Genomic DNA, 25,485 nt, shown 5'->3' with positions numbered 1-25,485 from the left:
CTTTTTAACGGTTAAGTTAGAAAGGGCGCACGGTGGATGCCTTGGCACTAGGAGCCGATGAAGGACGGGACGAACACCGATATGCTTCGGGGAGCTGTAAGCAAGCTTTGATCCGGAGATTTCCGAATGGGGAAACCCACCACTCGTAATGGAGTGGTATCCATATCTGAATTCATAGGATATGAGAAGGCAGACCCGGGGAACTGAAACATCTAAGTACCCGGAGGAAGAGAAAGCAAATGCGATTCCCTGAGTAGCGGCGAGCGAAACGGGATTAGCCCAAACCAAGAGGCTTGCCTCTTGGGGTTGTAGGACACTCTGTACGGAGTTACAAAAGAACGAGGTAGATGAAGAGGTCTGGAAAGGCCCGCCATAGGAGGTAACAGCCCTGTAGTCAAAACTTCGTTCTCTCCTGAGTGGATCCTGAGTACGGCGGAACACGTGAAATTCCGTCGGAATCCGGGAGGACCATCTCCCAAGGCTAAATACTCCCTAGTGACCGATAGTGAACCAGTACCGTGAGGGAAAGGTGAAAAGCACCCCGGAAGGGGAGTGAAAGAGATCCTGAAACCGTGTGCCTACAAGTAGTCAGAGCCCGTTAACGGGTGATGGCGTGCCTTTTGTAGAATGAACCGGCGAGTTACGATCTCGTGCAAGGTTAAGCAGAAGATGCGGAGCCGCAGCGAAAGCGAGTCTGAATAGGGCGCATGAGTACGTGGTCGTAGACCCGAAACCAGGTGATCTACCCATGTCCAGGGTGAAGTTCAGGTAACACTGAATGGAGGCCCGAACCCACGCACGTTGAAAAGTGCGGGGATGAGGTGTGGGTAGGGGTGAAATGCCAATCGAACCTGGAGATAGCTGGTTCTCTCCGAAATAGCTTTAGGGCTAGCCTCAAGGTAAGAGTCTTGGAGGTAGAGCACTGATTGGACTAGGGGCCCCTACCGGGTTACCGAATTCAGTCAAACTCCGAATGCCAATGACTTATCCTTGGGAGTCAGACTGCGAGTGATAAGATCCGTAGTCGAAAGGGAAACAGCCCAGACCGCCAGCTAAGGTCCCAAAGTATACGTTAAGTGGAAAAGGATGTGGAGTTGCTTAGACAACCAGGATGTTGGCTTAGAAGCAGCCACCATTTAAAGAGTGCGTAATAGCTCACTGGTCGAGTGACTCTGCGCCGAAAATGTACCGGGGCTAAACGTATCACCGAAGCTGCGGACTGTTCTTCGAACAGTGGTAGGAGAGCGTTCTAAGGGCTGTGAAGCCAGACCGGAAGGACTGGTGGAGCGCTTAGAAGTGAGAATGCCGGTATGAGTAGCGAAAGAGGGGTGAGAATCCCCTCCACCGAATGCCTAAGGTTTCCTGAGGAAGGCTCGTCCGCTCAGGGTTAGTCGGGACCTAAGCCGAGGCCGAAAGGCGTAGGCGATGGACAACAGGTTGATATTCCTGTACCACCTCCTCACCATTTGAGCAATGGGGGGACGCAGGAGGATAGGGTAAGCGCGGTATTGGATATCCGCGTCCAAGCAGTTAGGCTGGGAAATAGGCAAATCCGTTTCCCATAAGGCTGAGCTGTGATGGCGAGCGAAATATAGTAGCGAAGTTCCTGATTCCACACTGCCAAGAAAAGCCTCTAGCGAGGTGAGAGGTGCCCGTACCGCAAACCGACACAGGTAGGCGAGGAGAGAATCCTAAGGTGATCGAGAGAACTCTCGTTAAGGAACTCGGCAAAATGACCCCGTAACTTCGGGAGAAGGGGTGCTCTGTTAGGGTGCAAGCCCGAGAGAGCCGCAGTGAATAGGCCCAGGCGACTGTTTAGCAAAAACACAGGTCTCTGCGAAGCCGTAAGGCGAAGTATAGGGGCTGACGCCTGCCCGGTGCTGGAAGGTTAAGAGGAGCGCTTAGCGTAAGCGAAGGTGCGAATTGAAGCCCCAGTAAACGGCGGCCGTAACTATAACGGTCCTAAGGTAGCGAAATTCCTTGTCGGGTAAGTTCCGACCCGCACGAAAGGCGCAACGATCTGGGCACTGTCTCAACGAGAGACTCGGTGAAATTATAGTACCTGTGAAGATGCAGGTTACCCGCGACAGGACGGAAAGACCCCGTGGAGCTTTACTGCAGCCTGATATTGAATGTTGGTACAGCTTGTACAGGATAGGTAGGAGCCTTGGAAACCGGAGCGCCAGCTTCGGTGGAGGCATCGGTGGGATACTACCCTGGCTGTATTGACCTTCTAACCCGCCGCCCTTATCGGGCGGGGAGACAGTGTCAGGTGGGCAGTTTGACTGGGGCGGTCGCCTCCTAAAAGGTAACGGAGGCGCCCAAAGGTTCCCTCAGAATGGTTGGAAATCATTCGCAGAGTGTAAAGGCACAAGGGAGCTTGACTGCGAGACCTACAAGTCGAGCAGGGACGAAAGTCGGGCTTAGTGATCCGGTGGTTCCGCATGGAAGGGCCATCGCTCAACGGATAAAAGCTACCCCGGGGATAACAGGCTTATCTCCCCCAAGAGTCCACATCGACGGGGAGGTTTGGCACCTCGATGTCGGCTCATCGCATCCTGGGGCTGTAGTCGGTCCCAAGGGTTGGGCTGTTCGCCCATTAAAGCGGTACGCGAGCTGGGTTCAGAACGTCGTGAGACAGTTCGGTCCCTATCCGTCGCGGGCGCAGGAAATTTGAGAGGAGCTGTCCTTAGTACGAGAGGACCGGGATGGACGCACCGCTGGTGTACCAGTTGTTCTGCCAAGGGCATCGCTGGGTAGCTATGTGCGGACGGGATAAGTGCTGAAAGCATCTAAGCATGAAGCCCCCCTCAAGATGAGATTTCCCATTCCGCAAGGAAGTAAGATCCCTGAAAGATGATCAGGTTGATAGGTCTGAGGTGGAAGTGTGGCGACACATGGAGCTGACAGATACTAATCGATCGAGGACTTAACCATATTTTTGAATGATGTCACACCTGTTATCTAGTTTTGAGAGAACACTCTCAATTTGTTTGGTGGCGATAGCGAAGAGGTCACACCCGTTCCCATACCGAACACGGAAGTTAAGCTCTTCAGCGCCGATGGTAGTCGGGGGTTTCCCCCTGTGAGAGTAGGACGCCGCCAAGCAGATTTATTAATTCTACCATGTTTGTTTATGAAGCTTTATATTATTCCGCAGTAGCTCAGTGGTAGAGCTATCGGCTGTTAACCGATCGGTCGTAGGTTCGAATCCTACCTGCGGAGCCATTGCTTCCATAGCTCAGCAGGTAGAGCACTTCCATGGTAAGGAAGAGGTCAGCGGTTCGAGCCCGCTTGGAAGCTTATTTAAAATACGTTGATCTTATGCAGTTTCCGCGAAATATGGAACTGTTATTTTTTTTGTCTAAAATAGTTGGGTGTCATACGGGTGGCAAATTAGAGAATTTCTCTAAAATGTCCCCGTTTTTAATATATTATTGATTGCATCAGCAACTAAAATATCTGATTCACGGTTAGCGTGAGTGTAAATATTCAAAGTGGTTTGGACGTTAGCATGGCCAAGCCTCTGAGAAATAGCTTTAATGTTTAATCCAGGTACTTTCCCAATTTGATTTATTAACATCGTTGCGTGTGAGTGTCTCATATCATGAAGACGTCCTGGCTTGATATTGTGTCTCTTAGTGAATCTCTGCCACCAAGTATTAGGTGAGGTTGGATACTGGGGTTGCCCCATATCCCCACCAAATAACAAAAGCTTATCTGTTCCTCTCCACAGTTCACCCAACAGTAATTTATTCTTCTTGATCTCTCGTAGCAAAATAGCTGCTTCTTGCATAATATCAGGCGGCATCGTAACTTTACGGAAAGAGTTACTTTTAGGATCTTTAAACCGATAACCTTTCTTCTTTGTATATTGTAAAGACTCATCAATTCTGACTTCATTAGTATCAAAAAATAAATCTGTTTCATCGATTGCTAATAGTTCACCTCTACGAAATCCACCAGTAAAAGCAAATTTAATCATAACTCTGTTCCTCAATGGAGCGTGTGCATCTAATAGCATAAAAATTTCCTTTATTTCTTCTTCAGTATAAATTTCATATTCATTGTATTTTTGTTTTGGCCGCTTTACGTTTTCTGCAGGGTTTTCTTTTATAATTTTCCACTCAGCTGCTCTTCCTAAGATATCTCTAATGATTCGATATCTTGCATGAATGCTTGACGTTGAGACATCATTTTCCCTTTGGTATTCTTCTAGGAAATTTAATATGTGAATAGGCTGAATCTCGTCTAAGTACATGTCTCCAAAATAGGGCTGTATTTCTTTCCCCATAATATATTCATAAGTTTCACGAGTTTTATCATCGAGATGATCTAGGGCATATTTTTTCTCCCAGTCCTCTATGAACATATTGAATGTTCGTTTGTGTGGTGTGATATAAGCGCCGGCTTCAACTTCTGTTTTGAATTTATACCATTCACTCTCCAGGTAATTGCGCAGCTTTTTAGTGGTTTTTAATAAAGCTGGATCCTCTATTCTAATTGTTTTGACCTTTCTTTTTCGCTTGCTCTTTGTACCGATATTAACAACTAATCGAAATGACTTTTCGCCTCTTTTTTCAATTGTTGGCATATAAAATTTTCTCCCTTTCTTTATTCTTTTGAATCATAAATGATTGGTACTTAAAGCTGAATAACTTACGGAAGTACATATCCAATCTTTTTTCTGCAAAAGGATGTGTAACCTGAAAAAGATCAGATATGAGACTTATAGATTCCCGCTTAGTTGCCGGTAATTTGATGTTTTTCAGCATAAAGCTAGGTACGGCAAAGTGATACATAAACGCATTTGCTTGATTCTCCTGTAATTCTCTAAAAAGTGGGGGTAATTTGTATTGAACACCTACATGATTTATGTGATGGCACAGTTCATGGGAAAAGTCTTCCCACTGCTTTTTTTTAGATAATCGCGAATCAAGAATAATGCAAGCCATTCCCAGCAGTTTTACTGCTACAGATGAACGGTTTTTGTAATGGACTATTATTTTTAATCTATCTGCAATTAGTTCCAAGTCCCATATACCCGGATCAACGATTCCAATACCTGTATATATTGTCTTGATTCGATCTTCAAGAAGTGATAATTGATACAAGATAAAGCCTCCTACTAACGTACGCAAACCTATGTTCGGTTTTATGTTGAAAAGAAAAGCTCCCTAAAGAGCTTAAATACTATATTTAGTTTATATCTAATTTAATACTCTTTTCGTTTGTTATAGTTTTATATGATTCGCTATCATAAGTGTCTCCCAGAACAAGAGTCAAAGAATTTATCTCTTCTGGATCTCCGTCATATATAACTCCTATTGTGTACTCATCTTTAGCGTTCCCGTAGATATCATGTGGTCCATTCTCCATAAGGTTATTTTTATCTACTTCTATTTGTTCCTTTGTGTTTGGGATGACCATAGAAATCCCTTTCCATTTTATAAGTGCATCTCCTGTATTTTCAGCTGTAACAGTTATTTGAATGTAACTTAAAGGTTCATCAAGCTGTTTGGCGACTTTCAGTTCATACATCTGCAGAGTGTCGCTAGGAATATTTGTGCGAGTTAACACTTTTATATTGTCTATTGTCACTTTAAGAGGTGAAATATCGATATGTTTATCTGGATTCTTTATTTTATTTAATTCAACAATCTCCCCGGTATCTTCTTTGTACTTTTGACCGGGTTCAGTTAAAGAACGGTTGTTTCCTGTTTGATATGTATCTTCCTGATTTTCGTCTGCTGTGTCCTCTTTATTGTTTGCCTCGTTTGACGAATCAGAAGAGCTGCAAGCAGTTAAGTATAAACTCATCATAAACAATAATAGTAATAAGATTTTTTTTTTGGAAAACTGCAAGTAATTGTCCCCCTCAATATGAATACACTCTTTGATGATTTAACTTTTCTTTATTTTTTATTTAACTCAATGAATGTTAAACAGTTTGTTTTACAGCACGCATCCATGAAAAACCCTTGATATATCTATGTTTTCAGGGAGTGCAAAAAGTTTTATTTAACACTTAGGTTTCTTTTTGTTAAACAAATGTTTAACAAATGTTTTACCAGAAGAAGAATTAAAGAATTAAGAATTAAGAATAAAGAATAGCTGCTACTGTTCATCGAACCCTTTTTTCAAAAGATAATCCAAAAGTTCTTTTGCTTGTTCTTTAGTGATTTTTCCATCACGACCAGCAATTAGGGTTTCAGGATCATTTAAAAGCTCATCTATTTGAGAGTCGTTTGAATTTCCTTTTAACAGATAGTCTGTTGTGACATCCAAGACCTCAGCTAACTTGATTATTTCTGAATCAGTAATAGGTCGAGTGCCTTTTTCTATACGGTTCATAACAGCATAATTTAGGTCTACACGGCGGGCTAGTTCCCTTTGGGACCAACCTTTTCTTTCTCTTAATAAAACTATCCGATCACCTATATTCATTGTTTTCACCACTTTCTAAGTAAGACAAATGATAACATGTTTCCATTATGGAAATAAAAAAAGTTTCTAAATTGTAAACAAAACTTATTGACATTTCTGTTTTAGAACTGTATTATGTGGTTACAAAGTTTCTGAAACAGAAACGAAAGGAGTGAAAGATATGCAGAAACTCGATTTGGTTTTTATCAAGAAAAGACGAATCGAATTAAAAATTTCTCAGCGAGATCTAGCAATAAAGCTAGGATTAAAAACTGGTTCAAGTTATTTAAAGTATGAGCAGGGTGTTTATGCATTTAAAGCAGATCAATTGCCAACCTTAGCGCAACATTTAAAATGCAAAATCACAGATTTTTTTGCTGAAAACGTTTCTGATTTAGAAACGAACAGTGCTTAGGAGGATTTCATTATGAGCAACAAACCATTAAGCCCTCAGGAAGCTGCTAGTTTACTGAGGGTTCATAAAGAAACCATTTATTCCTTGGTTAGAAATAAGGAAATTCCGCATTTCAGAATTGGAAAGAAAATATTTTTCCGACCTGAAACCCTAAATGCTTGGATAAGCCAATTAGAACAGAACAGTGTTGATGATTCTGCTTAATATCTTTTAACTAAAGTTTACCAATATACGGTTAAAAATTTGGTAGAAAAAGGAGAGGTTCAAAGTGAAATTTGGTAGAGCACCGAAAGCATTAAAAAGCGCTCGTAAAGAGGCGGAACTTACACAACAGCAGTTATCTATGGACGATGAATTATTTCTTTCACGTGAATCTGTATCTCATCAGGAATGCGGCCGCCACAAAGTTCAGCCGGAGGTGGCCCAATATTTTGCTGAGAAACATAATGATCCACGGGCTGCCCTTGAAGCTGCTTCTGATTATACAGGCTGGGGACCCTTAATCTTGGATGGGGAAACAGCTGATTTGCACAGGGTGAACCTTCTTGTTCAATCCAAGATACAAATGACAGAAGCCCTAGATGCCCTACAAAATTCAGTTGAACATATTTCAGTTAATCCCAAAACATTGTCAGATACAAAAATGATTGAAAAATCGATTCAGGAATGTTTAGACGTCATAACAGCTTTAACTCAACTAATCGTTGTTCTCTGTAAGGAATATTCAATTTCATGGGTGAAGATGTGGGGCAAGCATAAAATGAAGCTTTTAACGAGGGGGTTAATCAAAGGTGCTTCTTGAGGACATGGTTTTAAAAATACACTCTGATTCAGCAAGGCGGGAACAAATTTTTATTGAGGAATACTCAAAGAGTTTAATCAAAGCTGTTGCCAACGGAGATATGAAAAAGGCAAATGAAACGGTTAATGAACTTCGCAAATCTGTAAAACAACTAGATCACTACATAAAATCCAAGCAAGACTTCGATCGCATTGTTGAAGTGATTCCGTCAAAAGATTTTTTTGAAAAAAAGTTAGAGGGGATGATTTGAATGAAATTTGTATTATCTGCAAGCCGTTTAATGAAAGCTTCTGAGGTTGTAAATCATTGTCGGGAAGTAAAAAGGAATCCAGCACAGATTCTTCTGGTGAATGCCGAGGCGAAGAAGGCTATTGAAAATATAAAAAAGCAGCAAGCTCCTACACTCACTGCTTAAGGAAAATATAAAACGTTATGAAAGTATTATATCGCTCTTTATTGAGCACGGCAAGCTTGTTCTTGTCGTCAGGCCAGGGGGAGATCCTTTTTATCCATCCTAACCCCCCTTTATTTTACCACCATCCTCTCTCTGGTCTGACGATGCGCACAAGCATCAGAAAGGAGGATTTTCGGTGTTTCACCTGGTTATTCCGCCAAGGAAGTGCCCTAATTGCGGAAAGGTCGAAGAACGATCTTACAAAATTTATTGCAGCAAATGTGAACACAAAATTCCTGATAGTGTTCAGGAACTACTTCAAAAAGCGAAATAAAAAAAGCTCGCTTTGCAGAGCGAGCTGTAGAAGGTGTTACAAACTTTGGTATTGATAGTGTACTGTATCACCTTCCAAAAATCAAATCTTTGGAGGTCTTTGACAAATGAATGAAGTTTTTTACACTGAGCCGTTTAGTGATCATCGTCGCGATCAAATTAATCTTACCACTGTAGGTGGATCAATTTCCTATGATCTTAAGGGGAATCCATGTTTTCACTTTCCGACAGCTGAGGCGCGAAATGAGTATCTTTCTCGCAAGTTTAAAGAGAAAGGACGTGAAGCCAAATGAAAAAGGAAATTAAACTGCTCAAATTAGAACTGCGTAATTTTAAGGGGATTAAACATTTTACTCTCGATACTCAAGGTGAGAACGTCAAGGTCTTCGGTGATAATGCAACAGGAAAAACAACATTATTTGATGCTTTTATTTGGCTCTTATTCGATAAGGACAGCCAAAATAAAAAAGATTTTCAGATTAAAACTCTAACAAAAGAAAACAAGCCTATTAGCGGATTGAATCATGAAGTCAGTGGGTTGTTTTTGATCGATGGAGCTGAATTGTCTCTGAAAAAGGTGTACTCCGAGAAGTGGACAAGAAAGCGGAGTAGTGCTGAAGCCGTATTCTCTGGGCATACCACTGACTATTTTATTAACGAAGTGCCATCAAAGAAAAAAGAGTTTAATGATCGAGTCAGCTCAATTATTGAAGAAGATAAATTTAAACTCATTACTTCTCCATCATTCTTCAATGAGCAATTGAAATGGCAAGACAGACGGAAGATTCTACTTGAGATTAGCGGCGATGTAACAGCCGAGGAAGTATTCAGTAAAAACCCTTCTGTGGCTGCCTTGGAAAGTGTCTTAAATAAACGTTCGCTTGAAGAGCATAGAAAGGTGATCGCGGGAAAACAGCGCGAGATAAACAAACAGCTCGATGCAATACCGGTAAGAATCGATGAAGTCCAGCGCACAGTCGAAGATACATCTGGGCTAGATGAACAAGAATTACATGACGAGATAAATTTTCTTCAAAAAGAAGTTGAGTCATTGGAGGAGAAACTTCGTTCAGCTCGTAATGGTGAAGCTATTTCTGAGAAGAGGAAAGTAATTCTCCAGCTGCAGAATGATCTTCAGGAAATCAAAAATGGTCATCAGGAAAAAGAATACAAAAAGATCAATGAGATTAAAGAGCAGCTATATCCTGTGAAAAGCAAGATTGATGAAATTTCAATGGAGATTAAATCGAATCAGCGGCAGTTATCACTTGAAAAAGACAATTTGGATCGATTAAATACGGAAATCGAGTCGCTGCGCCAGAGTTGGTGCGACAAGAATGAGGAGACGTTTGATCAACATCAAACTGAATGCCCTACATGCGGCCAAGAATTACCGAAAGAAAAAATTGATCAAGCCATTGAAAACTTCAATTTTCATAAAAGCCTAGCTTTAGCTGAAATCAATGAAAAAGGCAAGTCGGTTAAGAGTCAAAAAGAAAAGTCTGAGGATGCTATTCAGGAATTAGAAGCTGCAATATCTAATTTACAAGATGCCTATAAGAGTGAAGAAGAGACTTTATTATCACTTGAAAAAGAATTAGAGGGCGCGCAAAGCAATAGATCAGATATTTCAGCGGATCCAATTTATCAAAATAAACAAGCTGAAATTGAGGCCGTCCGGAATGAAATTCAACATTTAGAATCTTCCACAGATCAAGCCGTTCAATTGATTAAGGATGATATCAATAGTAAAAAACAAGAGATTCTGCTGCTTCAAAAAGATCAAGCGAAAATTGATCACGCAAGGCATGTTAATGACCGAGTAAAACAGCTTGAGCAAGAACAAAAAGAGTTAGCAGAACAATATGAACAGCTGCAACACCAACTCTTTTTGACTGAGGAATTTGTTCGCACTAAAGTGAATCTCCTCGAAGAGAAGATAAACAGCAAGTTTAAATATGCTCGCTTCAAGCTCTTCAAAGACCAGATCAACGGAGGACTTGAAGAGACGTGCGAAACCCTTTATGAAGGTGTGCCATATTCGTCCGGCTTAAACAATGCTGCACGTATTAACGTTGGGTTAGACATCATTAATACCCTTAATGATTACTACGGAATCACTGCTCCTATTTTCGTTGATAACTCTGAAGCGGTGACAAAATTGATCAACACAAATTCACAGATCCTCAGTCTGATTGTTTCCGAGAAAGATAAACAGCTTCGTGTTGAGTTTCAAGGCGAACTCGTTCAGGAGGCAATCTAATGGGAGCCTACTACATTATCGAACATGTTGAGACCAAAACTACTAAATCGTTAATTGTTGCTGACAGCGCACAGGATGCTTACAGCTGTCTTGAACGTGGCTATTATGACGAGTTTGACAGTGAAATCAAAGTTGAAACTCATGTAAGTGTCAAAGAAGCATGTACTCCAAGGGAGAAGCAACTATTATTGACTGCGCCACAAGAGGGGGATTCAAATGAATAGCCAGAATCAATTGGCAATTATTCAAAAAGATATAACTGATGATGTGAACAAAAGTTTAACCAGATTGCAGGACGATGGTTTAGTCCTGCCTTCTAACTACAACGCAAGTAATGCTTTAAAAAGTGCTTTTTTTAAACTGCAAGAAGTAAGAGATAAAAACGGAAAGCCAGCATTGGAAGTGTGTTCTAGGGAATCAATAGCTAACTCTTTGTTAGATATGGTTGTTCAAGGTTTAAGTCCAGCAAAGACACAGTGCTACTTCATAGTTTATGGAAATCAACTACAACTTAACCGTTCTTATTTTGGAACACAAGCTGTGCTTAAACGGCTGACCAATGTCAAGGATATTTGGTCAAACGTAATTTTTGATGGTGATGTATTCGATTACGAGATTGTGGGCGGGCGCGAAAAGCTACTTAAGCATGAAACCAAATTCCAGAACAGAGACAACGAAATTTTAGGGGCTTATGCAGTTATAAAAACAATAGAAGATGAAGAAATATTAACTGTTATGACGCGTAAAGAAATTGAAACTTCATGGACTCAAGCGAAAACAAAGAGCGTTCAAAACAAGTTTCCTCAGGAAATGGCCAAAAGAACTGTTATCAATCGTGCCGCAAAATCTTTTATAAACACAAGTGATGACAGCGATTTACTTGTACAGGCGATTAATAATTCAACAGAAAATGAATATGACAACGAACGTGTAGATGTAACTCCAGCCGAAGTACAGAAGCAAATTGAGGAAAACGCAAATACAGAGGTTATCGATATCGAGCCTATTCCGGATCCACAAACAGAACAGCCAGAGTCCCAACCAACAAAAAAAGATGAGAAGCCCTCAGTCTTTGAATCGGACGGACCAGATTTTTGATTGAAATTACAGCCCTGTCATCGAGTAGTAAGGGGAATTGCTATTGGGTCACCGATGGTAAGACCCCACTTCTTTTGGAATGCGGCATCAACTTTAAACAAATGCAGAAGGGGTTTCAGTATAAAATGTCTCAATTCGCTGGCTGCCTTGTTTCTCATGAGCATGGGGATCACTGCAAAGCAATTAAGGATGTTCTGAAAGCCGGCATTGATTGTTACATGTCTCCTGGGACGGCCGGAGCAATTGGCATTTCTCATCACAGAATAAAGCCTGTGCACGCTAAACAGCCGTTTAAAGTTGGTTCTTGGTCTATTATGCCCTTTGACGTGCAGCACGATGTGGCGGAGCCGTATGGCTTTCTGTTGGCTAATGAGGATGGTGACAAGCTTCTGTTTGCCACTGATACCTATTACATCAAATATAAGTTTCCAGGACTCACTCACATTATGGTGGAATGCAATTACTCGAATGAAATACTGAACGAAAACATCGAAAGCGGCCGTACACCGCCATTTATGAAAAGACGACTCTTACAGTCGCACTTCAGTTTAGAAAACGTAAAAGAGTTTTTGAAGGCAAATGACTTGAGCAGGGTTCAGGAAATTTGGCTGCTGCATCTTTCTGAATCAAACAGCGACGAGGAGCTTTTTAAAGAAGACATCATGAAATTGACTGGAAAGGTTGTTTATATACCATGACTGACAATGACTTAATTGCGGTTCCATACCCTTATTGTTATGTGTCATTGGCCAAGACAGTGGCCCCAGATATGCGTAAGGACACTCTATTAATGTACGTTTCAACCTATTTTCGAAAATATGAACCCGATCTTACTCTTGTGACAATCAAAGGGTTAAAAGCTATCTGCAGAAAGAAATAGCGATGGAAAGGAGGCGAAGCCCTTGGCTGGATGGGTGAGACTATATAAGTCAATGGTCGATCATGAGATTTTTACAGATAATGTCGGCTTTAGGTTGTTCACTTTTTTAATTACCAAAGCTGCGTTTCAGGACGGTATGAAGATTAATGATTATGAGTTGAAAAAAGGTCAGTATATCCGCTCATATTCAAAACTATGTGATGACTTAGCGATTAAAAAGGGCAGAGGTTTAACAAAATTCACAAGAGCCGCAGTAAAGGCTGCAGCTGAAAGGCTTCAGGCAAAAGGAATGATTACTGCAGAGGAAACTGAATACGGAATGCTTTGGACCGTATTAAATTATTCGAAATTCCAAGGTGCTGCTGAAGAACCTGCATATGAAAGTAAGGCTAAAGACAAGCCAAGAGCATCTCAGCTGAAGGACGAGGGCTCGACTTCTTTCCAAAAAATCGAAGATAAATTCACTTCGAGAAAAGGCTCTATATTTTTATCTGCTATAGATACAGCGGCAATTAAAAGGGTCATAGAGGCAGAGATACCTATCGATGATGTTTTGACTTGGATAGATGAAATTTTTGATCAATATAAACCTAAACATCCAGGAGACAAGATAAATTCTTTTTCTTATTGTGAACCAATTATTCGTAATAGATGGGCTGCTAAACAAAGCGAAAAACAGCCTTCTAATGTCTCAGAATTTAGGCCGCGCGGATCGATACAAGAAAAAAGCTTTGCTGCTCTTGAGGATTATGCTAGAGAGAACGGCATTAAGGTGAATTAGGAAGGTGATTACTTTGGAAAAAGCAGAAGCAATGAAATTATTGTTGCGGCTTTCCGCAGCATATCCGCGTTTTGATTTAAGCGGCGAAGTTGGGAAAGAGCGAATTGAGTTGTGGATGGACCATCTTCAAAAAATGCCGTTCGAAGCCGCAAAAACAAAGATAAATGAGCATATTGCAAATAAACCATTCCCTCCAACAATCGCGGAGATTAGCGTCAAACAACCAGAGAAAAATGAATTTTTAGAGCAACAGAAAGAGTGGGAACGAAATGCAAAACATGCTAAAAAACCTTGAAGCAGAAGAGAGCCTGTTGGGCTGTATCCTTGTTGAAGGCGAGCTGATTAAGGAAACCACTTTGGAGCCAAAGCATTTTGCAGATGAGCGACATAAACGGATTTTTAAGGCTATGCGTGATGTTGATTCCTCCGGACAGCCTGTTGAAATGGTGACAGTAGTTACAGAGTTAGGGGATACAGTCGAAGCGATCGGCGGCACCTCTTATCTTGTAGATCTAGCAAGTGCGGTTCCTTCCGTTATTAATTTTGAAACTTATCAAACATTAATCTATGAAGCTTTTAAACTTCGAGATATGCAAAAGACCGCGCTTGATTTTGCGAACAATCCAAGCGATGAGGGTATTTTGCAAGTCTATCAGAAGACCGTGGAGCTGCAGGAGATTGGAATTAAAAATAATCGTACCAAGATGGATGTTTTAACTGAAATATACAACGACATGTATCAAGAGAAAGGCGAAATAACAGGAGTGGAAACTGGGCTAGCTGATCTAGACGCTATGACCGGAGGCTGGCAGGATAGCGACTTAATTATCGTAGCTGCCCGGCCCTCCATGGGAAAAACAGCTTTCGCCTTAAATTTGGCCCAGAATGCGGCGTTAAAAGGTGGGGTTGTGGATGTTTTTTCTTTGGAGATGTCCGACCGTCAACTTGTTAACCGGATGCTCAGCAATTTAGGTTCAATCGAAGGTACAAAATGGAGAAACCCGCACAAGTATTTCAGTGAAAAAGACTATGAAAACGCGAATCGGGCCATCGGTGAATATGAAAAGTTAGACATCTATATTCACGACAAACCGTCACAGTCAGTGGCTGATATTCGTTCTGCCATTCGAAAGACCACAAAGGAACACCCGGATCAAAAGCATTTGGTTGTGATTGATTATCTTCAATTAATCCGACCTATTGGAAAATTTGAAACGAAAAACTTAGAGGTCGCAAGCATAACAGGCGAATTGAAGAACATAGCCCGGACCTTCAATGTTCCAATCATTCTGCTTTCTCAACTTTCGCGCGGTGTTGAGCAGCGGCAAGATAAGCGGCCGATGATGTCTGATCTTCGAGATTCAGGCAGCATTGAACAAGATGCCGATATCGTTAGTTTTCTCTATAGGGATGACTATTACGATAAGCAAAGCGACCTAAAAAACATAGTGGAGATCATTTTTGCAAAACAAAGAAACGGCTCGGTTGGCACTGTCATGGCTGCCTTTATTAAAGAGTACGGCCGATTCTTAAACCTTGATAGACAAATGGAAGCGAAGCTCGCTTAAAAGAAAGGAGCACATATTATGCCTTCAGAAATAACACAGACTGCCACAGACGAGCGGCGGGAATTTTTAACGAATGAGCTTATCAAGTATGGCCAGTATGAATCGGAGGACGGGCAACAGCTGTATGAACTGTCTTTGCCTGAACTGGAGCGGCTACATATTAACGTTAAATGTAAGTTTGGCCGTGAAATGTCCTTCGAGGAGGGAGATTGATGCTCGGCACGCTACGCTCCTTAACATTCATAATCATGAACGCGGATTTAATAATGACTGAAATAGAACAACTGGAAGCAGCTGACGGGAGGTAGAAAATTGAGATTCGTTGGCATTGATCCTTCAACTAAGACTGGGCTGCTTATCCAGGATTCATCCGGAAAAGTAATCGTAGAAGAAGAGATTAAAACAAAGGTGAAAGGTGATCCACAGAGATTTATGGACATTGCCGCTCAGGTCGTTAAATTTATTCGGCCAGGCGATAAGGTTTGCATAGAAGATTTCTCATACGGTTCTACGGGGCGGGCCGTAAGTATCCAATATGGCATTGGCTGGTTAATCAGGGCCAGACTCATTAATAAACAAATAGATTACATTGAAGTGCCCCCTACTGTTGTAAAAAAGTTTGCAACTGGAAAAGGTACAGCGAAAAAAGAACACATGATCATGCCTATTTTTAAGCATTGGGGCTATGAACACAAAAGCGATAACGTGCTTGATGCATATGTATTATGCCAGATTTCACGCGCTTTACACACCAAAGTAAATCTGACTAAGTATCAGCAGGAATCTTTACAAAAAATATCTTAAACGGGGGAAAGCAAAATGGCATATATCGAATTCAAAGGACTTGTAAAAAAGGTAAATCTCAAACCCAAAGGTGTTACCGAGATTGTGTTGGAACTTCCTACCCGAGACCTTGGCCAGAACGTACAAGATCTGTCAGAAATGATAGACAAGGAAGTCGAAACGCAACTTGAGAGTGAAGTGATTCAGTTTAATGTTCAATTCAATGCGAGTACAAACCGACCATTGAAAAATTATACCGTTGATCAAACCGGGATTGTAAACGTAACGGATCCGGAACCCGAACAACTCGAGGCGGATCTCGGGCTTCCTGAAGAAAAGCCGAAAATCGAAGAAAAGCCAATGGAAATTAAGAGAGAAGTCGTTGATTCTTTCATCACTGAAGGCATGGCTCCAGCTATTGAGGGATTCCCTGAAACCATTGCAGAAATCGCGAAACGCCGGATTGAAGGAGAAGCATACAGAAAGCTTGCTAATGAGCTAAATATGTCATGGGGAGCCATTGTAGACCTCATTAATGACTACAGAAAAGAAGTTGCTCCACTCGCTGAAGCTTGGTGGGATTGGAAACAGGATCAAGCTGCAGAAGCGGAGCCTATGGAAGAAGAAAAGCCGTCTGTACCTCTGGATGAAAGCAGTGAATACGATTTGCCTTCAAACGATGAAAAAGAAGAAGACAACCAGGATGAGGGCGAACACGGAGCGGCTTAATGGTTAAAAGGCAGCGGCGTTGGTATTTGCTGTTTCGCATGGAGGATGGACGAGCCGTCCACCTCTATGAGCCTTTGAGAAAATACGAGCTGCTTCAGCGGCTTAAAAATGGATGGAGGGTTATTGGTGGTCTCAAGGAGAGAGTATCTTATAAAACGTCTTACGGAAGATTTCAGGATGGTTCCAGGACACGGACCGGATCTTTCTAAGATGACAGACGAAGAACTTGAAAAGCGATTGAGATTTATAGAATCGGCGTTCAAGATGGCTTGGGAAGAAGAGGACGAGGAAGAGGATATATAAAAAACCGCAGCACAAAGCCCCGGTTTAGTTAATCTCGACAATTAATTATAACACGGGGAGTGCTGAAAAATGAACCGACCTATTGAACTTGAAAACTTACACCAACTTTCCGTTGGAGACTTGATTGAACGAAACAAAATAAAGCTAGTTATTCTTGACGGTAAGGATGGCTGCGCATATTTAGCAGATACACCTGAGTACGGCATTACAAACGTGCATACCAGAGACAATGAATATACAAGAATCCATTTTGACTATGGATTTAAGAAGTAAGCGGAGGGGGTGCCCTCTGCTGTTATTGGGAGGAGCCAATATGAGAGATAAGATTCAGAAAATCGAAAATGAATGCAGTCAGCATATGGGGCTATCTCTGGCCTCAACGGAGTGGCTGATTGATACGGTTAAGCATCAGTTGGTCGTCATCGAGGAAAACAAACGGCAGGAAGAAATAGCAGTCAATCAGTTCAAGCAGGCCCAGCAAGATATCCGACGCTTGAGCGGGGAAAGTAGTAGATATAAAAAGGCTTTACAGCAAGTTATCAAGAATCTGCAGTTCGTAATAACAGCTGCTAAAAATGAATTAGAGAGGTGAGAATAGTTGATACGAATTTATGAAAAAAATGATTCTCAGTTTAATAACCTGGCTGCTGCCTGGTCTAAAATGACTCACCTTGATAAAAACTTGTTTGAAGTGAACGCCATCATTCTGGCATCGGATCATCAAGAGAAAGAGGCGGAAAAATTAGCTGCGGCCTTGAAAGGGTCAACAGTATCGAGAACGGAAAAATTCACTTCTGTTATGCCTTGTATCATGGTTTGTTTGTTATCTGAGGTGAAAAAGGAATAATCTTATTATTTTTATAACAATCCCCTTAAAAAGGATATAATCGAAATACAAAGAGAAAAAGTGGGGGATCTCAATTGAGTGAGAATAATAAAAATGACAAATGGTATGATAACGAAAATACTTTTATGTATGCAGGATTAACAGCATGCGTGGTAGCCGTTATAACACCCTTTTTAATTTTGCTTTTTGTTTGTCTTTCGGGAAAAACAATAGACTTTGATCATTTAGGACCCGTTGGTGATTTTTTTGGAGGCATTACAGTTGGATTGTTTAATTTAGCCAGTATCCTTTTAGTTTTAGCTACAGTTAGAATTCAGGGTAAAGAATTAAGAGAGACGCGCACAGAGTTTGAAACAACAAATGAAACTCTAATAAAGCAACAATTTGATAATACATTCTTTAATATGATAAACCTTCATAATGAAATAGTAAGAACATTAGAATATAAAGATCTATCTGGAAGAGCTGTTCTAATAGATTTTCAATTTAATGTTAAATCAAGGGCTGTTGGATTGTTAAATTTAGATGATGAAATAAATCATTTTTTAAAAGTTTATGAGGATAGTTATAAATCGAGAGCTTTTGTTATAGGTCACTATCTGCGAAATATATATAGAATTGTTAAATTTATTGACCAGTCTGAGTTATCTAATGATGAAAAAAAGAATTACATTGGTATATTAAGAGCTCAACTTTCAACAGACGAGCTAATGATTCTTTTTTTTAATTCTTTAACTGATAGAGGGGAAAAATTCAAAGATCTAATAGTTAAATTTAATTTTTTTGATGATCTTTTAGATGATAATCCTGTATATAAAAGATATAAATCATTTTTAAAATAAATACACATTGCGGACACTAATCTTAGCGATAGCTATAAATTCGGTGTCCGTTTCTATTTCAAAAAGGAGGTACTATATGACTGCAGCAGAGCAATTGTCATTTTTGCCTGAAGTTAATGAAAAAGAAGTTCGGAATATTGTCATTAAAGAACTGAAAACGTATAGATCACTAAAAATTCAAGCAGAGAATAGGAAAGAGCAAAAGGAAAAGGGAGTCATCGGGTTATTCCCTCAGCTGCGGAAAAGCACCGAATATAATGAGCTGAAAGTTAAGCAAATTGATAGAGCTTTAGAGAATTGCCTAGATGAACTTCAATTACAGATCGTGAAGATGAAATACCTCTCACCCAAGCAAAGAACGGATACAGATATTTATATGGAGCTTGGCATAAAATCGGATAAGTTTTATATGTTAAAGAAGCATGCTATCAATGCTATTGCAACAGCTCTTGGAATAATCTAAGGGCTGTTTTTTTGTGCCCTTATACGTCAACTCTGTATTAAGATCTACAATTGCGAGTAATCGTTAGTAGGATAATAGCCAAGGCTTTTTACACTGGTGTACTTAATTGTTGCACGTTAAAATTGCAATAAATTGAAAGGGGGGATGGAATAATGAATCTAAATCAAATTGGATTCAAAGGGGTTTAATCATGAAAACGAATGATAAGAAGAAAGAAGTTCAACAAAAGTATAGAGAAGAAATTAAAAAGAAGAAACAAGAGCAAGAAGATGACAAAAATTATTCTAAAGAAGCAATTATTGTTGTAACCATAATTGTGGTGTTTATCTTTTTGATCTACACGCTTCAAGGATTTTAACAAAATGTTCCCTTTTTCCCCCTGTACTTTTTACCTAAATGTGTTTAATATTGGAAATAGGTAATATTACCAATAAGAAAAGAGGGAGAGATGATGAATAACTTAAATTGGTGGAAAATACTTTTACTAACCTTTCTTTGTTCCTTGATTTTTTCTGTCGTCTTTGTCACTGTTCAACGGATTGATTTAATTCTCAATCCACCGGAAGTACCTGTTAAATCGATTGAAAAAATAAAATGATTCATTTGGGGGAAAAGGGAATGAAAAAAATATTCTTTGTTGGTGCGATTGTTGCAGGGTTCTTTGTGTCTAGTGTTGGTATTAATTCTGTAAGTGCTGAAGAAATCGACCCGATAGGTGATAAAATTGGTTCAGAAGATGGACGAGCTGATGTATTAGATCCTGTCGTTGCAAAAGATGGCCCGGAAGATGGTATTAACGATCAATCTACAGTACAACCGAAGATTAAAAAGATTTCTGATGATGTAAGCCTATTCTCTGTTTTAGGAGCAGGAGAGTGGGATTACTTAGGATCTTCTACGTTTAAAACGCGTTCAAAAACATTTTATTCTGGTGGAGGAGATCTTGGGATTCAAATTTCTCAACCATACATTGGCCCTGGAATCTCATGGCAGTATAAACTTGTAGAAGAAGATCCTGTTCCTTTTGATGATACGGTTTCACGTTTTAGTTTATCTAACCAAAAAGGAACATATGAAGTTGTGTTTGATGTTCGTAGTTTTGTAGATGGGGATAATAAGAAAGCAGAATTACACCTTGAGAAATTAACAAATCCATTAACAAGTGTCTCTACTAAATGGTGGGATTAATGAAAAAGAGCAGGCCAAAGAGTCTGCTCTTTTTATCGTTATTGAATTTTAACTCATATGATACTGAAAAGGAGTGGATTCAATGGGGGGCTTTTATTTCTTTGGTAGCTTGATTTTGGTGTTTTTACTAGGTCTCAGTTTATTGTCTTTCGGGGTTTATAAACTTTGGGAACTTTTTGTTAAAACTAAAAAGTAAGGAGCTTCTTTGGAACCCGTTTTTGATTATTGTAGCCATTTAGGTTACAAGAAAAAATCAATAAAAAGCCGAGAAAATTGGGGGTAAAATTGGGGGTTTTTCAATGCTCAATTTGTCATACGATAGAAACAAGAAAACGAACGTGAATAACAGTCCAAAAAGGAGATACCTACGGACGCTGGTCTTTTGTACATGGGAATTTGTACAGCTGATTAGTGGCCGTTTTTTTATGGCCAAATCAGGAGACGCACCTTTCCTTTATCAAGTGTGCACTCGGATGTATCGAATGACTATGAAGGTCGTTAGCTTCACAGGAGGAGCGGCTGGAGTCTATGCAGTATTGCGCGCGATAGTCACGGGGAACGCAAGCGGTGAGATCCCGCTTGCAAGGAAAGTCTAACGCGGCTCTCCATTTTCTTTGCTTACCTCCTGGAGAAAATCGGCGGGCCACAAATAAATAAAAGCGAATAGCGTAAGGCGGTGTTACTTTTAAGAAAACTTTTAATATGCAAAAATGAGTAGCAAGTATATACCTCGTTTTTTGTATCTTTATGTAAAAAAACCAAATTTTATGTATATAAAACTCGCTTTAAGGATATAATATTTCTTATAACAATATTGAGAGGAGTTTTATTATGAGTATGTTTACAGAAAAAGAGGTAAAGAGAGCTGTCAGGGACTTTAAGTCTGCAGTTGAGGATATTCTGAATGCAAGATATGAAACTTGTGAGATTAGAATAAATACTCTTGTCCACCTAAGCAAAAGTAATCCAGTAATTCAATCTATCCTAGATCCTTTTTATTCAATGACACTTAATTTAGATAATATTCATAGAAATAGTTTAGACTATGGGAAGTTAAATTTACCAGCGGATATAGATATGCAAATTGCTTATCTTTTGAAGATATTTGAATTAGTTTCTAAAAAGGAAATAAACCTTGTAGAATGGGCTTTTGAAATTTACCAAGCTAGACAGTTTGACACAAATATACAACGGTTTATAACTGAAGTGGGCTATCCGTGCTTAAGGGAACTTACTTATAGGATTGAGGATTTGATTGAAGATGAAGTAGAAGGGAAAGGAGAAGTTTCCACGGCATCACTTCAAATTATTAATTATGGGAATTTATCAGCTCAGAATGGAGGTACTATTGCTGTAGGTAAAGATATTCAACAAAACATAAATTATAAAAATTTAAAAGAAGAAATCTTACAGAAGGTGAAGGAGTCTCAAGTGGTACCTTTAGATTCTCTTGTAGAGGTAGAAAGATTATCAGATGAGTTGGAAGAGGAGTTAAATCAACCTGAACCTTCTGAATCTAGATTGAAAAGTTTAGCAAAAAAAGCATATGAAATTGGAGAAAACGGCCTACTTAAAGTGCTAACAACTGTTGTTACAGATCCGCGTTGGGGCCAAGCTGCTGCACATGCCTTATTAAATATTTAAATATTAAAAAGCATTCTTTTTAGGATGCTTTTTTTATTGGAGGTAAAACATGATAATAAAATCCATTCCGGTTAAAAAAATAAACCCCGCTCCCTACAATCCCCGGATTGATCTCCAGCCAGGCGATCCCGATTATGAAAGAATAAAAGCATCTATTGAACGGTTCGGTAATGTCGAGCCGCTTGTTTGGAACGAAAGAACAGGAAACCTTGTAGGTGGCCATCAGCGGTTTAAAATACATATGGAGAATAACCCTTCAGAGCTTACTGTTTCGGTGGTAGATCTCGATGATAACGAGGAAAGAGCCTTAAATATTGCACTTAACAAAACAGGCGGCGATTGGGATGAATACAAGCTCGAACAAGTTTTAAGAGAGCTTGAAGAAAATAATTTTGATCTGTCTTTCACCGGCTTTTCAGAAGGCGAGCTTGAAAGTATTTTAGAAGATCTAACAGAGCATGCGGGGAACGGCGGGAAGGTTACCGATAATCATGAAATTGATCTTGATGATTACGAGGAGAACCAATTTGAACATACCTGTCCTAAATGCGGATTCTCTTTTAATGAGTAGGTGAGCAATAATGAACAGTTATAGATGGTATCTGTCTGATCTGAAAAATGTTGAGCAGAACGGATTGAAGGTTTTTAGTGCGTTTTCATGTGGTGGCGGTTCCTCCATGGGTTACAAGCTTGCTGGATATAACCTTCTCGGAAACTGTGAAATTGATCCGCAAATGATGAAAATCTATAGAAAGAATCACAATCCTAAATACTCGTTTTTAATGGATATCAGGAAATTCAACAAATTGGACGATCTGCCGGAGGAATTATTCGATTTGGATATTTTCGATGGTTCCCCTCCATGCAGCGTTTTTTCAATGGCCGGTGATCGTGAGGATGCTTGGGGAAAGGAAAAAGCTTTCAGAGAGGGACAGGCTAAGCAGTCGCTTGATGATTTATTTTTTGATTACCTGGATGCAGTTGAAAGACTGAAACCAAAAACTTTTGTAGCCGAGAATGTGAAAGGCATGATCATTGGCAAAGCGAAAGGATATGTGAAGCTTGTTATAGAAAGATCGAAAGAAATCGGATATGACGTTCAGGTGTTTTTGTTGAATGCTGCCACAATGGGAGTCCCGCAAAGAAGAGAGCGGGTCTTTTTTATTGGTCGGAGAAAAGATCTGAACCTGCCTCAGTTAAAGCTCTCATTTAAAGAGCGGCCTATCCCTTATAAAGAGTTTAGGAGCGGGCGTGGATCCAGATTGAAAGAGGCATCAAAATTGTATAGGAGATGGGTGAAGAGAAGGCCGTCAGATAGCAACATAGGTGACATAACGAAAAGGACAGAAGGGAAGGAATCTAATTTCAATACGATTTTAGTGAAAAACAGTCTTGTGCCGCCTACTCTTGCAAGCGGTTCTGTCTTTGTACGATATGACGAGCCTTATTACATCTCTGAACGAGACATTATTTTGATGCAATCATTTCCTCTCGATTATGATTTTATGGACGCTTCAGTGCAGTATGTTTGTGGTATGAGTGTGCCGCCTTTAATGATGAAGGGGATAGCGGAGCAGATTCACAAACAATGGTTTTCATAGTATCCAATCTTTAGTGGAAATTTGTCAATTAAAGTATTACAGTGAAATTAAACAAATTATATTAAGGGAGTAAATATCATGGAAACTGAAAAAAATAGTACAAAAAATGTTGTGAAATTTGCAACAGCTGCTATGGCTAGCGTCATGTTCCCGGTGGGACCTACGCTTGAAATAATTAAGTATTTTGATGAGCGGGCAGAGAAGATAAGCGATAAATCAAAAAATTTAAATGAACTAGAAGAACAAGTATTGCGGAAGGAGCTTGCTAATAGAATATCAGAGGCAGAGGCTAAAGCCTTTCAAGAACTCGCTATAGCCAATAGGATTGCACAAGCTCATGAAGTAGAAATTGAGGAGTATTATGATACGCAAGGTGATGGGGCTGCAGGAGTTCAATATAAGGAATCAAATCTGAACATAGGGGCCTCTGGTTCTGGTCGTAAAATTAGCAAACGAGTGTATCGATTTAAAGGTTTCCAAGAGTCTGAACTACAATCAGATGAATTGCAATCAGAAGAGAAGCAACAAACAGAGGAATAGTTAGAACAAACCGTCTTTATCAATAAGGCGGTTTTTTAATGAAAAAAGAGGGTGCTGCTAACACCCTCCCTTTCTAAACAGAGAGAAACTCCCTGTCAAAGAGCGTGATCAAGACGCGGCCGCGTTGTGGGAAACATCACGCTCTCATCTCATATTGTAATGGAGGACTAGGGAGGATGGCAATAGAAAATAGAAACGTATGTTCCCTTTCTGGTGAAGAAAAAGAAAATCTCCTTCTCCTGCATAGTGCCGAGTTGTTAGAGAACATCAGTCAATCTAAAGAGAAATACCGAAAAATTATTCAAGCGGGTATCGCCCAGTGGGTCAAAGACTTCCAAAGTGGCCATATCAAAGTGAATACTGTGGACGATTTAAAAAAGCTCATAGAGCTTGATATAGAGCTTCAGAAAGATGAAGAAATTTAGGTCAAATATTCCCTATGTAAGTTAATTAGTGCATAATAAAGAATGTTAGGAGTTTTTTGGAAAAATCATCGTGATTATTCATACCTAACTAATTATTTATTATTGCTTAAAAGGGGGAGAAATAATGAATCAGTTAATGAATAAAGAAAGATTTTTTGAAAAATATAGAATTAAAGAAGAAGAATTCGAAGGTACTGATTTAAAATGGGACGAATTAAATTCAATTTATAATGACTATATATCTTATAGGCCATTGCTTGAAAGTACGGGAAAAACTATTGCTGATATATTGCGAACGCATAGTTATGCCCATACTGTAAGAATGAGAATAAAAGAGCCAGAACATCTTATAGAGAAATTAATCAGAAAAAAAATTAGAGATAATGGATTTTCATTTGATCTGCAGGATTATAAGTCAAAAATAACAGATTTAATTGGTCTTAGGGTTCTTCATTTATATAAAGATCAGGCTATGTATATTGATGAGATGATAAGAAATAATTGGGATTTAGCAGAGCGAGTTACTATCTATTTTAGAGATGGTGACCTGGATGATACTGCGAAAGCTAAATTAGAAGCAGAAGGGAAGTTCAATGCAAAGAAACATCCTGCTGGTTATCGTTCTTGGCACTATTTAATAAAAAGCCAAATAACTAAAGAAATGACATTAGCAGAGATACAGGTTCGTACAATTTTTGAAGAGGGCTGGAGTGAGATTGACCATCAACTTCGTTATCCTTATTATACTGGCGATCAAATTTTAACAAATCAATTATTAGTGTTGAATAGATTGGCAGGTAGTGCAGATGAAATGGTAGATTCAATAAAAGAAACTTTAGAGCGGTTTCAAAAATTGAATAAAGAGAAACAAGATGAGATTGAAGAATTAAGAAATGAAATAAGACAATTGAATATAGAGAAACAACAATCAGAGTCGCTTTTAGAAAAAGTGACTAAACTAGAAAAAAACCAAAGTTATTTCACTATTCCTGATTATTCTATGAACGCCGCAAAAATTGGAAATAGTGCAACATGGGATCATTCGTTGGTGGGCTTTAATAACTCACTAAGAATATCTGATGATGGACCATTCAGTTTCAGTTTAGAAAAAGAAAAAAAATAAAACAAACTCAAACTCAATTCAGGTTGCGGAGGTGGGT

General features: G+C 39.6%; 34 protein-coding genes, 2 tRNA genes and 2 rRNA genes. 34 read left to right on the top strand and 4 right to left on the bottom strand.

Features of this window, described 5'->3' with window-relative positions; genetic code table 11:
* Positions 1 to 9: 9 nt before the first annotated feature.
* From M1D94_RS20720 to M1D94_RS20705, 4 genes are all read left to right on the top strand, one after another.
* Positions 10 to 2,937: ribosomal RNA gene (locus tag M1D94_RS20720) — 23S ribosomal RNA — on the top strand.
* A gap of 55 nt (positions 2,938 to 2,992) precedes the next feature.
* Positions 2,993 to 3,108, top strand: a 5S ribosomal RNA gene (rrf, locus tag M1D94_RS20715).
* A gap of 45 nt (positions 3,109 to 3,153) precedes the next feature.
* A tRNA-Asn gene (locus M1D94_RS20710) sits at positions 3,154 to 3,228 on the top strand.
* A 2-nt stretch (positions 3,229 to 3,230) separates the two neighbouring features.
* Positions 3,231 to 3,303, top strand: a tRNA-Thr gene (locus M1D94_RS20705).
* A 106-nt stretch (positions 3,304 to 3,409) separates the two neighbouring features.
* Here M1D94_RS20705 and M1D94_RS20700 read toward each other — a convergent pair.
* The 4 genes from M1D94_RS20700 to M1D94_RS20685 form a co-directional block, all read right to left on the bottom strand.
* A complete protein-coding gene (locus M1D94_RS20700) occupies positions 3,410 to 4,594 on the bottom strand; it encodes a tyrosine-type recombinase/integrase (RefSeq protein WP_456270370.1) in 1,185 nt (394 codons plus the stop codon).
* Positions 4,581 to 5,114 (bottom strand): ImmA/IrrE family metallo-endopeptidase, encoded by a 534-nt coding sequence (locus M1D94_RS20695; protein ID WP_456270369.1) that lies wholly within the window; start codon positions 5,112 to 5,114, stop codon positions 4,581 to 4,583. Before M1D94_RS20695 ends, M1D94_RS20700 begins: the two co-directional genes overlap by 14 nt.
* A gap of 85 nt (positions 5,115 to 5,199) precedes the next feature.
* Positions 5,200 to 5,865, bottom strand: a complete 666-nt coding sequence (locus M1D94_RS20690) for a hypothetical protein (RefSeq protein ID WP_456270368.1) — start codon at positions 5,863 to 5,865, stop codon at positions 5,200 to 5,202.
* A 252-nt stretch (positions 5,866 to 6,117) separates the two neighbouring features.
* Positions 6,118 to 6,447: a helix-turn-helix domain-containing protein gene (locus M1D94_RS20685; protein ID WP_017696738.1), complete on the bottom strand. Its 330-nt coding sequence runs from the start codon at positions 6,445 to 6,447 to the stop codon at positions 6,118 to 6,120.
* A 160-nt stretch (positions 6,448 to 6,607) separates the two neighbouring features.
* Here M1D94_RS20685 and M1D94_RS20680 point away from each other — a divergent pair, with 160 nt between their 5' ends.
* From M1D94_RS20680 to M1D94_RS20535, 30 genes are all read left to right on the top strand, one after another.
* Positions 6,608 to 6,841, top strand: a complete 234-nt coding sequence (locus M1D94_RS20680; protein ID WP_017696739.1) for a helix-turn-helix domain-containing protein — start codon at positions 6,608 to 6,610, stop codon at positions 6,839 to 6,841.
* Between the two features lie 12 nt (positions 6,842 to 6,853).
* Complete coding sequence (locus tag M1D94_RS20675; RefSeq protein WP_017696740.1) at positions 6,854 to 7,045, top strand: helix-turn-helix domain-containing protein; 192 nt, start codon at positions 6,854 to 6,856, stop codon at positions 7,043 to 7,045.
* A 64-nt stretch (positions 7,046 to 7,109) separates the two neighbouring features.
* Positions 7,110 to 7,643: a helix-turn-helix domain-containing protein gene (locus M1D94_RS20670; RefSeq protein WP_017696741.1), complete on the top strand. Its 534-nt coding sequence runs from the start codon at positions 7,110 to 7,112 to the stop codon at positions 7,641 to 7,643.
* The gene (locus tag M1D94_RS20665; protein WP_456270367.1) at positions 7,633 to 7,893 is read left to right on the top strand and encodes a hypothetical protein; all 261 of its coding nucleotides are present in this window, start codon (positions 7,633 to 7,635) and stop codon (positions 7,891 to 7,893) included. The genes M1D94_RS20670 and M1D94_RS20665 overlap by 11 nt, the downstream gene beginning before the upstream one ends.
* On the top strand, positions 7,894 to 8,058 hold the full coding sequence (locus M1D94_RS20660; RefSeq protein WP_014112369.1) for a hypothetical protein: 165 nt from the start codon (positions 7,894 to 7,896) through the stop codon (positions 8,056 to 8,058).
* 419 nt (positions 8,059 to 8,477) lie between these two features.
* The gene (locus M1D94_RS20655; RefSeq protein WP_017696744.1) at positions 8,478 to 8,663 is read left to right on the top strand and encodes a hypothetical protein; all 186 of its coding nucleotides are present in this window, start codon (positions 8,478 to 8,480) and stop codon (positions 8,661 to 8,663) included.
* Positions 8,660 to 10,633 (top strand): hypothetical protein, encoded by a 1,974-nt coding sequence (locus tag M1D94_RS20650; protein ID WP_456270366.1) that lies wholly within the window; start codon positions 8,660 to 8,662, stop codon positions 10,631 to 10,633. Before M1D94_RS20655 ends, M1D94_RS20650 begins: the two co-directional genes overlap by 4 nt.
* Positions 10,633 to 10,857 carry a hypothetical protein gene (locus M1D94_RS20645; protein WP_456270365.1) on the top strand — a complete coding sequence of 75 codons (225 nt, stop codon included), beginning with the start codon at positions 10,633 to 10,635 and terminating at the stop codon, positions 10,855 to 10,857. Before M1D94_RS20650 ends, M1D94_RS20645 begins: the two co-directional genes overlap by 1 nt.
* Complete coding sequence (locus tag M1D94_RS20640) at positions 10,850 to 11,731, top strand: recombinase RecT (RefSeq protein WP_131226991.1); 882 nt, start codon at positions 10,850 to 10,852, stop codon at positions 11,729 to 11,731. Before M1D94_RS20645 ends, M1D94_RS20640 begins: the two co-directional genes overlap by 8 nt.
* Complete coding sequence (locus M1D94_RS20635; RefSeq protein ID WP_456270364.1) at positions 11,728 to 12,429, top strand: MBL fold metallo-hydrolase; 702 nt, start codon at positions 11,728 to 11,730, stop codon at positions 12,427 to 12,429. Before M1D94_RS20640 ends, M1D94_RS20635 begins: the two co-directional genes overlap by 4 nt.
* A gap of 204 nt (positions 12,430 to 12,633) precedes the next feature.
* The gene (locus M1D94_RS20630; RefSeq protein ID WP_144460429.1) at positions 12,634 to 13,392 is read left to right on the top strand and encodes a hypothetical protein; all 759 of its coding nucleotides are present in this window, start codon (positions 12,634 to 12,636) and stop codon (positions 13,390 to 13,392) included.
* 13 nt (positions 13,393 to 13,405) lie between these two features.
* Positions 13,406 to 13,687 carry a replicative helicase loader/inhibitor gene (locus M1D94_RS20625; RefSeq protein WP_087992043.1) on the top strand — a complete coding sequence of 94 codons (282 nt, stop codon included), beginning with the start codon at positions 13,406 to 13,408 and terminating at the stop codon, positions 13,685 to 13,687.
* Entirely contained in the window at positions 13,662 to 14,960 is a 1,299-nt protein-coding gene (gene dnaB / locus M1D94_RS20620; RefSeq protein WP_144460431.1) for a replicative DNA helicase, read from the top strand. The genes M1D94_RS20625 and dnaB overlap by 26 nt, the downstream gene beginning before the upstream one ends.
* Positions 14,961 to 14,978: 18 nt before the next feature.
* Complete coding sequence (locus tag M1D94_RS20615) at positions 14,979 to 15,173, top strand: Fur-regulated basic protein FbpA (protein ID WP_144460433.1); 195 nt, start codon at positions 14,979 to 14,981, stop codon at positions 15,171 to 15,173.
* 99 nt (positions 15,174 to 15,272) lie between these two features.
* Positions 15,273 to 15,764: a crossover junction endodeoxyribonuclease RuvC gene (locus tag M1D94_RS20610; RefSeq protein ID WP_144460435.1), complete on the top strand. Its 492-nt coding sequence runs from the start codon at positions 15,273 to 15,275 to the stop codon at positions 15,762 to 15,764.
* Between the two features lie 15 nt (positions 15,765 to 15,779).
* Entirely contained in the window at positions 15,780 to 16,472 is a 693-nt protein-coding gene (locus M1D94_RS20605; RefSeq protein WP_144460437.1) for a hypothetical protein, read from the top strand.
* A gap of 177 nt (positions 16,473 to 16,649) precedes the next feature.
* Positions 16,650 to 16,775 (top strand): hypothetical protein, encoded by a 126-nt coding sequence (locus M1D94_RS20600; RefSeq protein WP_265392658.1) that lies wholly within the window; start codon positions 16,650 to 16,652, stop codon positions 16,773 to 16,775.
* Between the two features lie 69 nt (positions 16,776 to 16,844).
* A complete protein-coding gene (locus M1D94_RS20595) occupies positions 16,845 to 17,048 on the top strand; it encodes an XtrA/YqaO family protein (RefSeq protein ID WP_014112378.1) in 204 nt (67 codons plus the stop codon).
* 40 nt (positions 17,049 to 17,088) lie between these two features.
* Positions 17,089 to 17,367, top strand: a complete 279-nt coding sequence (locus tag M1D94_RS20590; protein ID WP_456270363.1) for a hypothetical protein — start codon at positions 17,089 to 17,091, stop codon at positions 17,365 to 17,367.
* 6 nt (positions 17,368 to 17,373) lie between these two features.
* Positions 17,374 to 17,622: a hypothetical protein gene (locus tag M1D94_RS20585; protein ID WP_456270362.1), complete on the top strand. Its 249-nt coding sequence runs from the start codon at positions 17,374 to 17,376 to the stop codon at positions 17,620 to 17,622.
* A 74-nt stretch (positions 17,623 to 17,696) separates the two neighbouring features.
* Complete coding sequence (locus M1D94_RS20580; RefSeq protein ID WP_456270361.1) at positions 17,697 to 18,464, top strand: putative phage abortive infection protein; 768 nt, start codon at positions 17,697 to 17,699, stop codon at positions 18,462 to 18,464.
* A gap of 76 nt (positions 18,465 to 18,540) precedes the next feature.
* Positions 18,541 to 18,927 (top strand): ArpU family phage packaging/lysis transcriptional regulator, encoded by a 387-nt coding sequence (locus tag M1D94_RS20575; protein WP_456270360.1) that lies wholly within the window; start codon positions 18,541 to 18,543, stop codon positions 18,925 to 18,927.
* A 190-nt stretch (positions 18,928 to 19,117) separates the two neighbouring features.
* Positions 19,118 to 19,285, top strand: coding sequence for a hypothetical protein (locus M1D94_RS20570; RefSeq protein WP_326132490.1), 168 nt, complete (start codon positions 19,118 to 19,120; stop codon positions 19,283 to 19,285).
* A 260-nt stretch (positions 19,286 to 19,545) separates the two neighbouring features.
* Positions 19,546 to 20,115 carry a hypothetical protein gene (locus M1D94_RS20565; RefSeq protein ID WP_033885254.1) on the top strand — a complete coding sequence of 190 codons (570 nt, stop codon included), beginning with the start codon at positions 19,546 to 19,548 and terminating at the stop codon, positions 20,113 to 20,115.
* A gap of 831 nt (positions 20,116 to 20,946) precedes the next feature.
* Complete coding sequence (locus tag M1D94_RS20560) at positions 20,947 to 21,759, top strand: hypothetical protein (RefSeq protein WP_456270359.1); 813 nt, start codon at positions 20,947 to 20,949, stop codon at positions 21,757 to 21,759.
* Between the two features lie 49 nt (positions 21,760 to 21,808).
* Positions 21,809 to 22,330 (top strand): transcriptional regulator, encoded by a 522-nt coding sequence (locus M1D94_RS20555; protein WP_456270358.1) that lies wholly within the window; start codon positions 21,809 to 21,811, stop codon positions 22,328 to 22,330.
* Positions 22,331 to 22,340: 10 nt separating this feature from the next.
* Entirely contained in the window at positions 22,341 to 23,360 is a 1,020-nt protein-coding gene (locus tag M1D94_RS20550; protein WP_456270357.1) for a DNA cytosine methyltransferase, read from the top strand.
* 78 nt (positions 23,361 to 23,438) lie between these two features.
* On the top strand, positions 23,439 to 23,900 hold the full coding sequence (locus M1D94_RS20545) for a hypothetical protein (RefSeq protein ID WP_174223687.1): 462 nt from the start codon (positions 23,439 to 23,441) through the stop codon (positions 23,898 to 23,900).
* A gap of 176 nt (positions 23,901 to 24,076) precedes the next feature.
* On the top strand, positions 24,077 to 24,325 hold the full coding sequence (locus M1D94_RS20540) for a hypothetical protein (RefSeq protein ID WP_456270356.1): 249 nt from the start codon (positions 24,077 to 24,079) through the stop codon (positions 24,323 to 24,325).
* Between the two features lie 124 nt (positions 24,326 to 24,449).
* The gene (locus tag M1D94_RS20535; protein ID WP_456270355.1) at positions 24,450 to 25,448 is read left to right on the top strand and encodes a hypothetical protein; all 999 of its coding nucleotides are present in this window, start codon (positions 24,450 to 24,452) and stop codon (positions 25,446 to 25,448) included.
* Positions 25,449 to 25,485: the final 37 nt, after the last annotated feature.

This window comes from Bacillus sp. JZ109 (genome assembly GCF_053903135.1).
The sequence above is the reverse complement of the archived record's forward strand: the minus strand, read 5'-3'. Positions and strand labels throughout refer to the sequence as shown.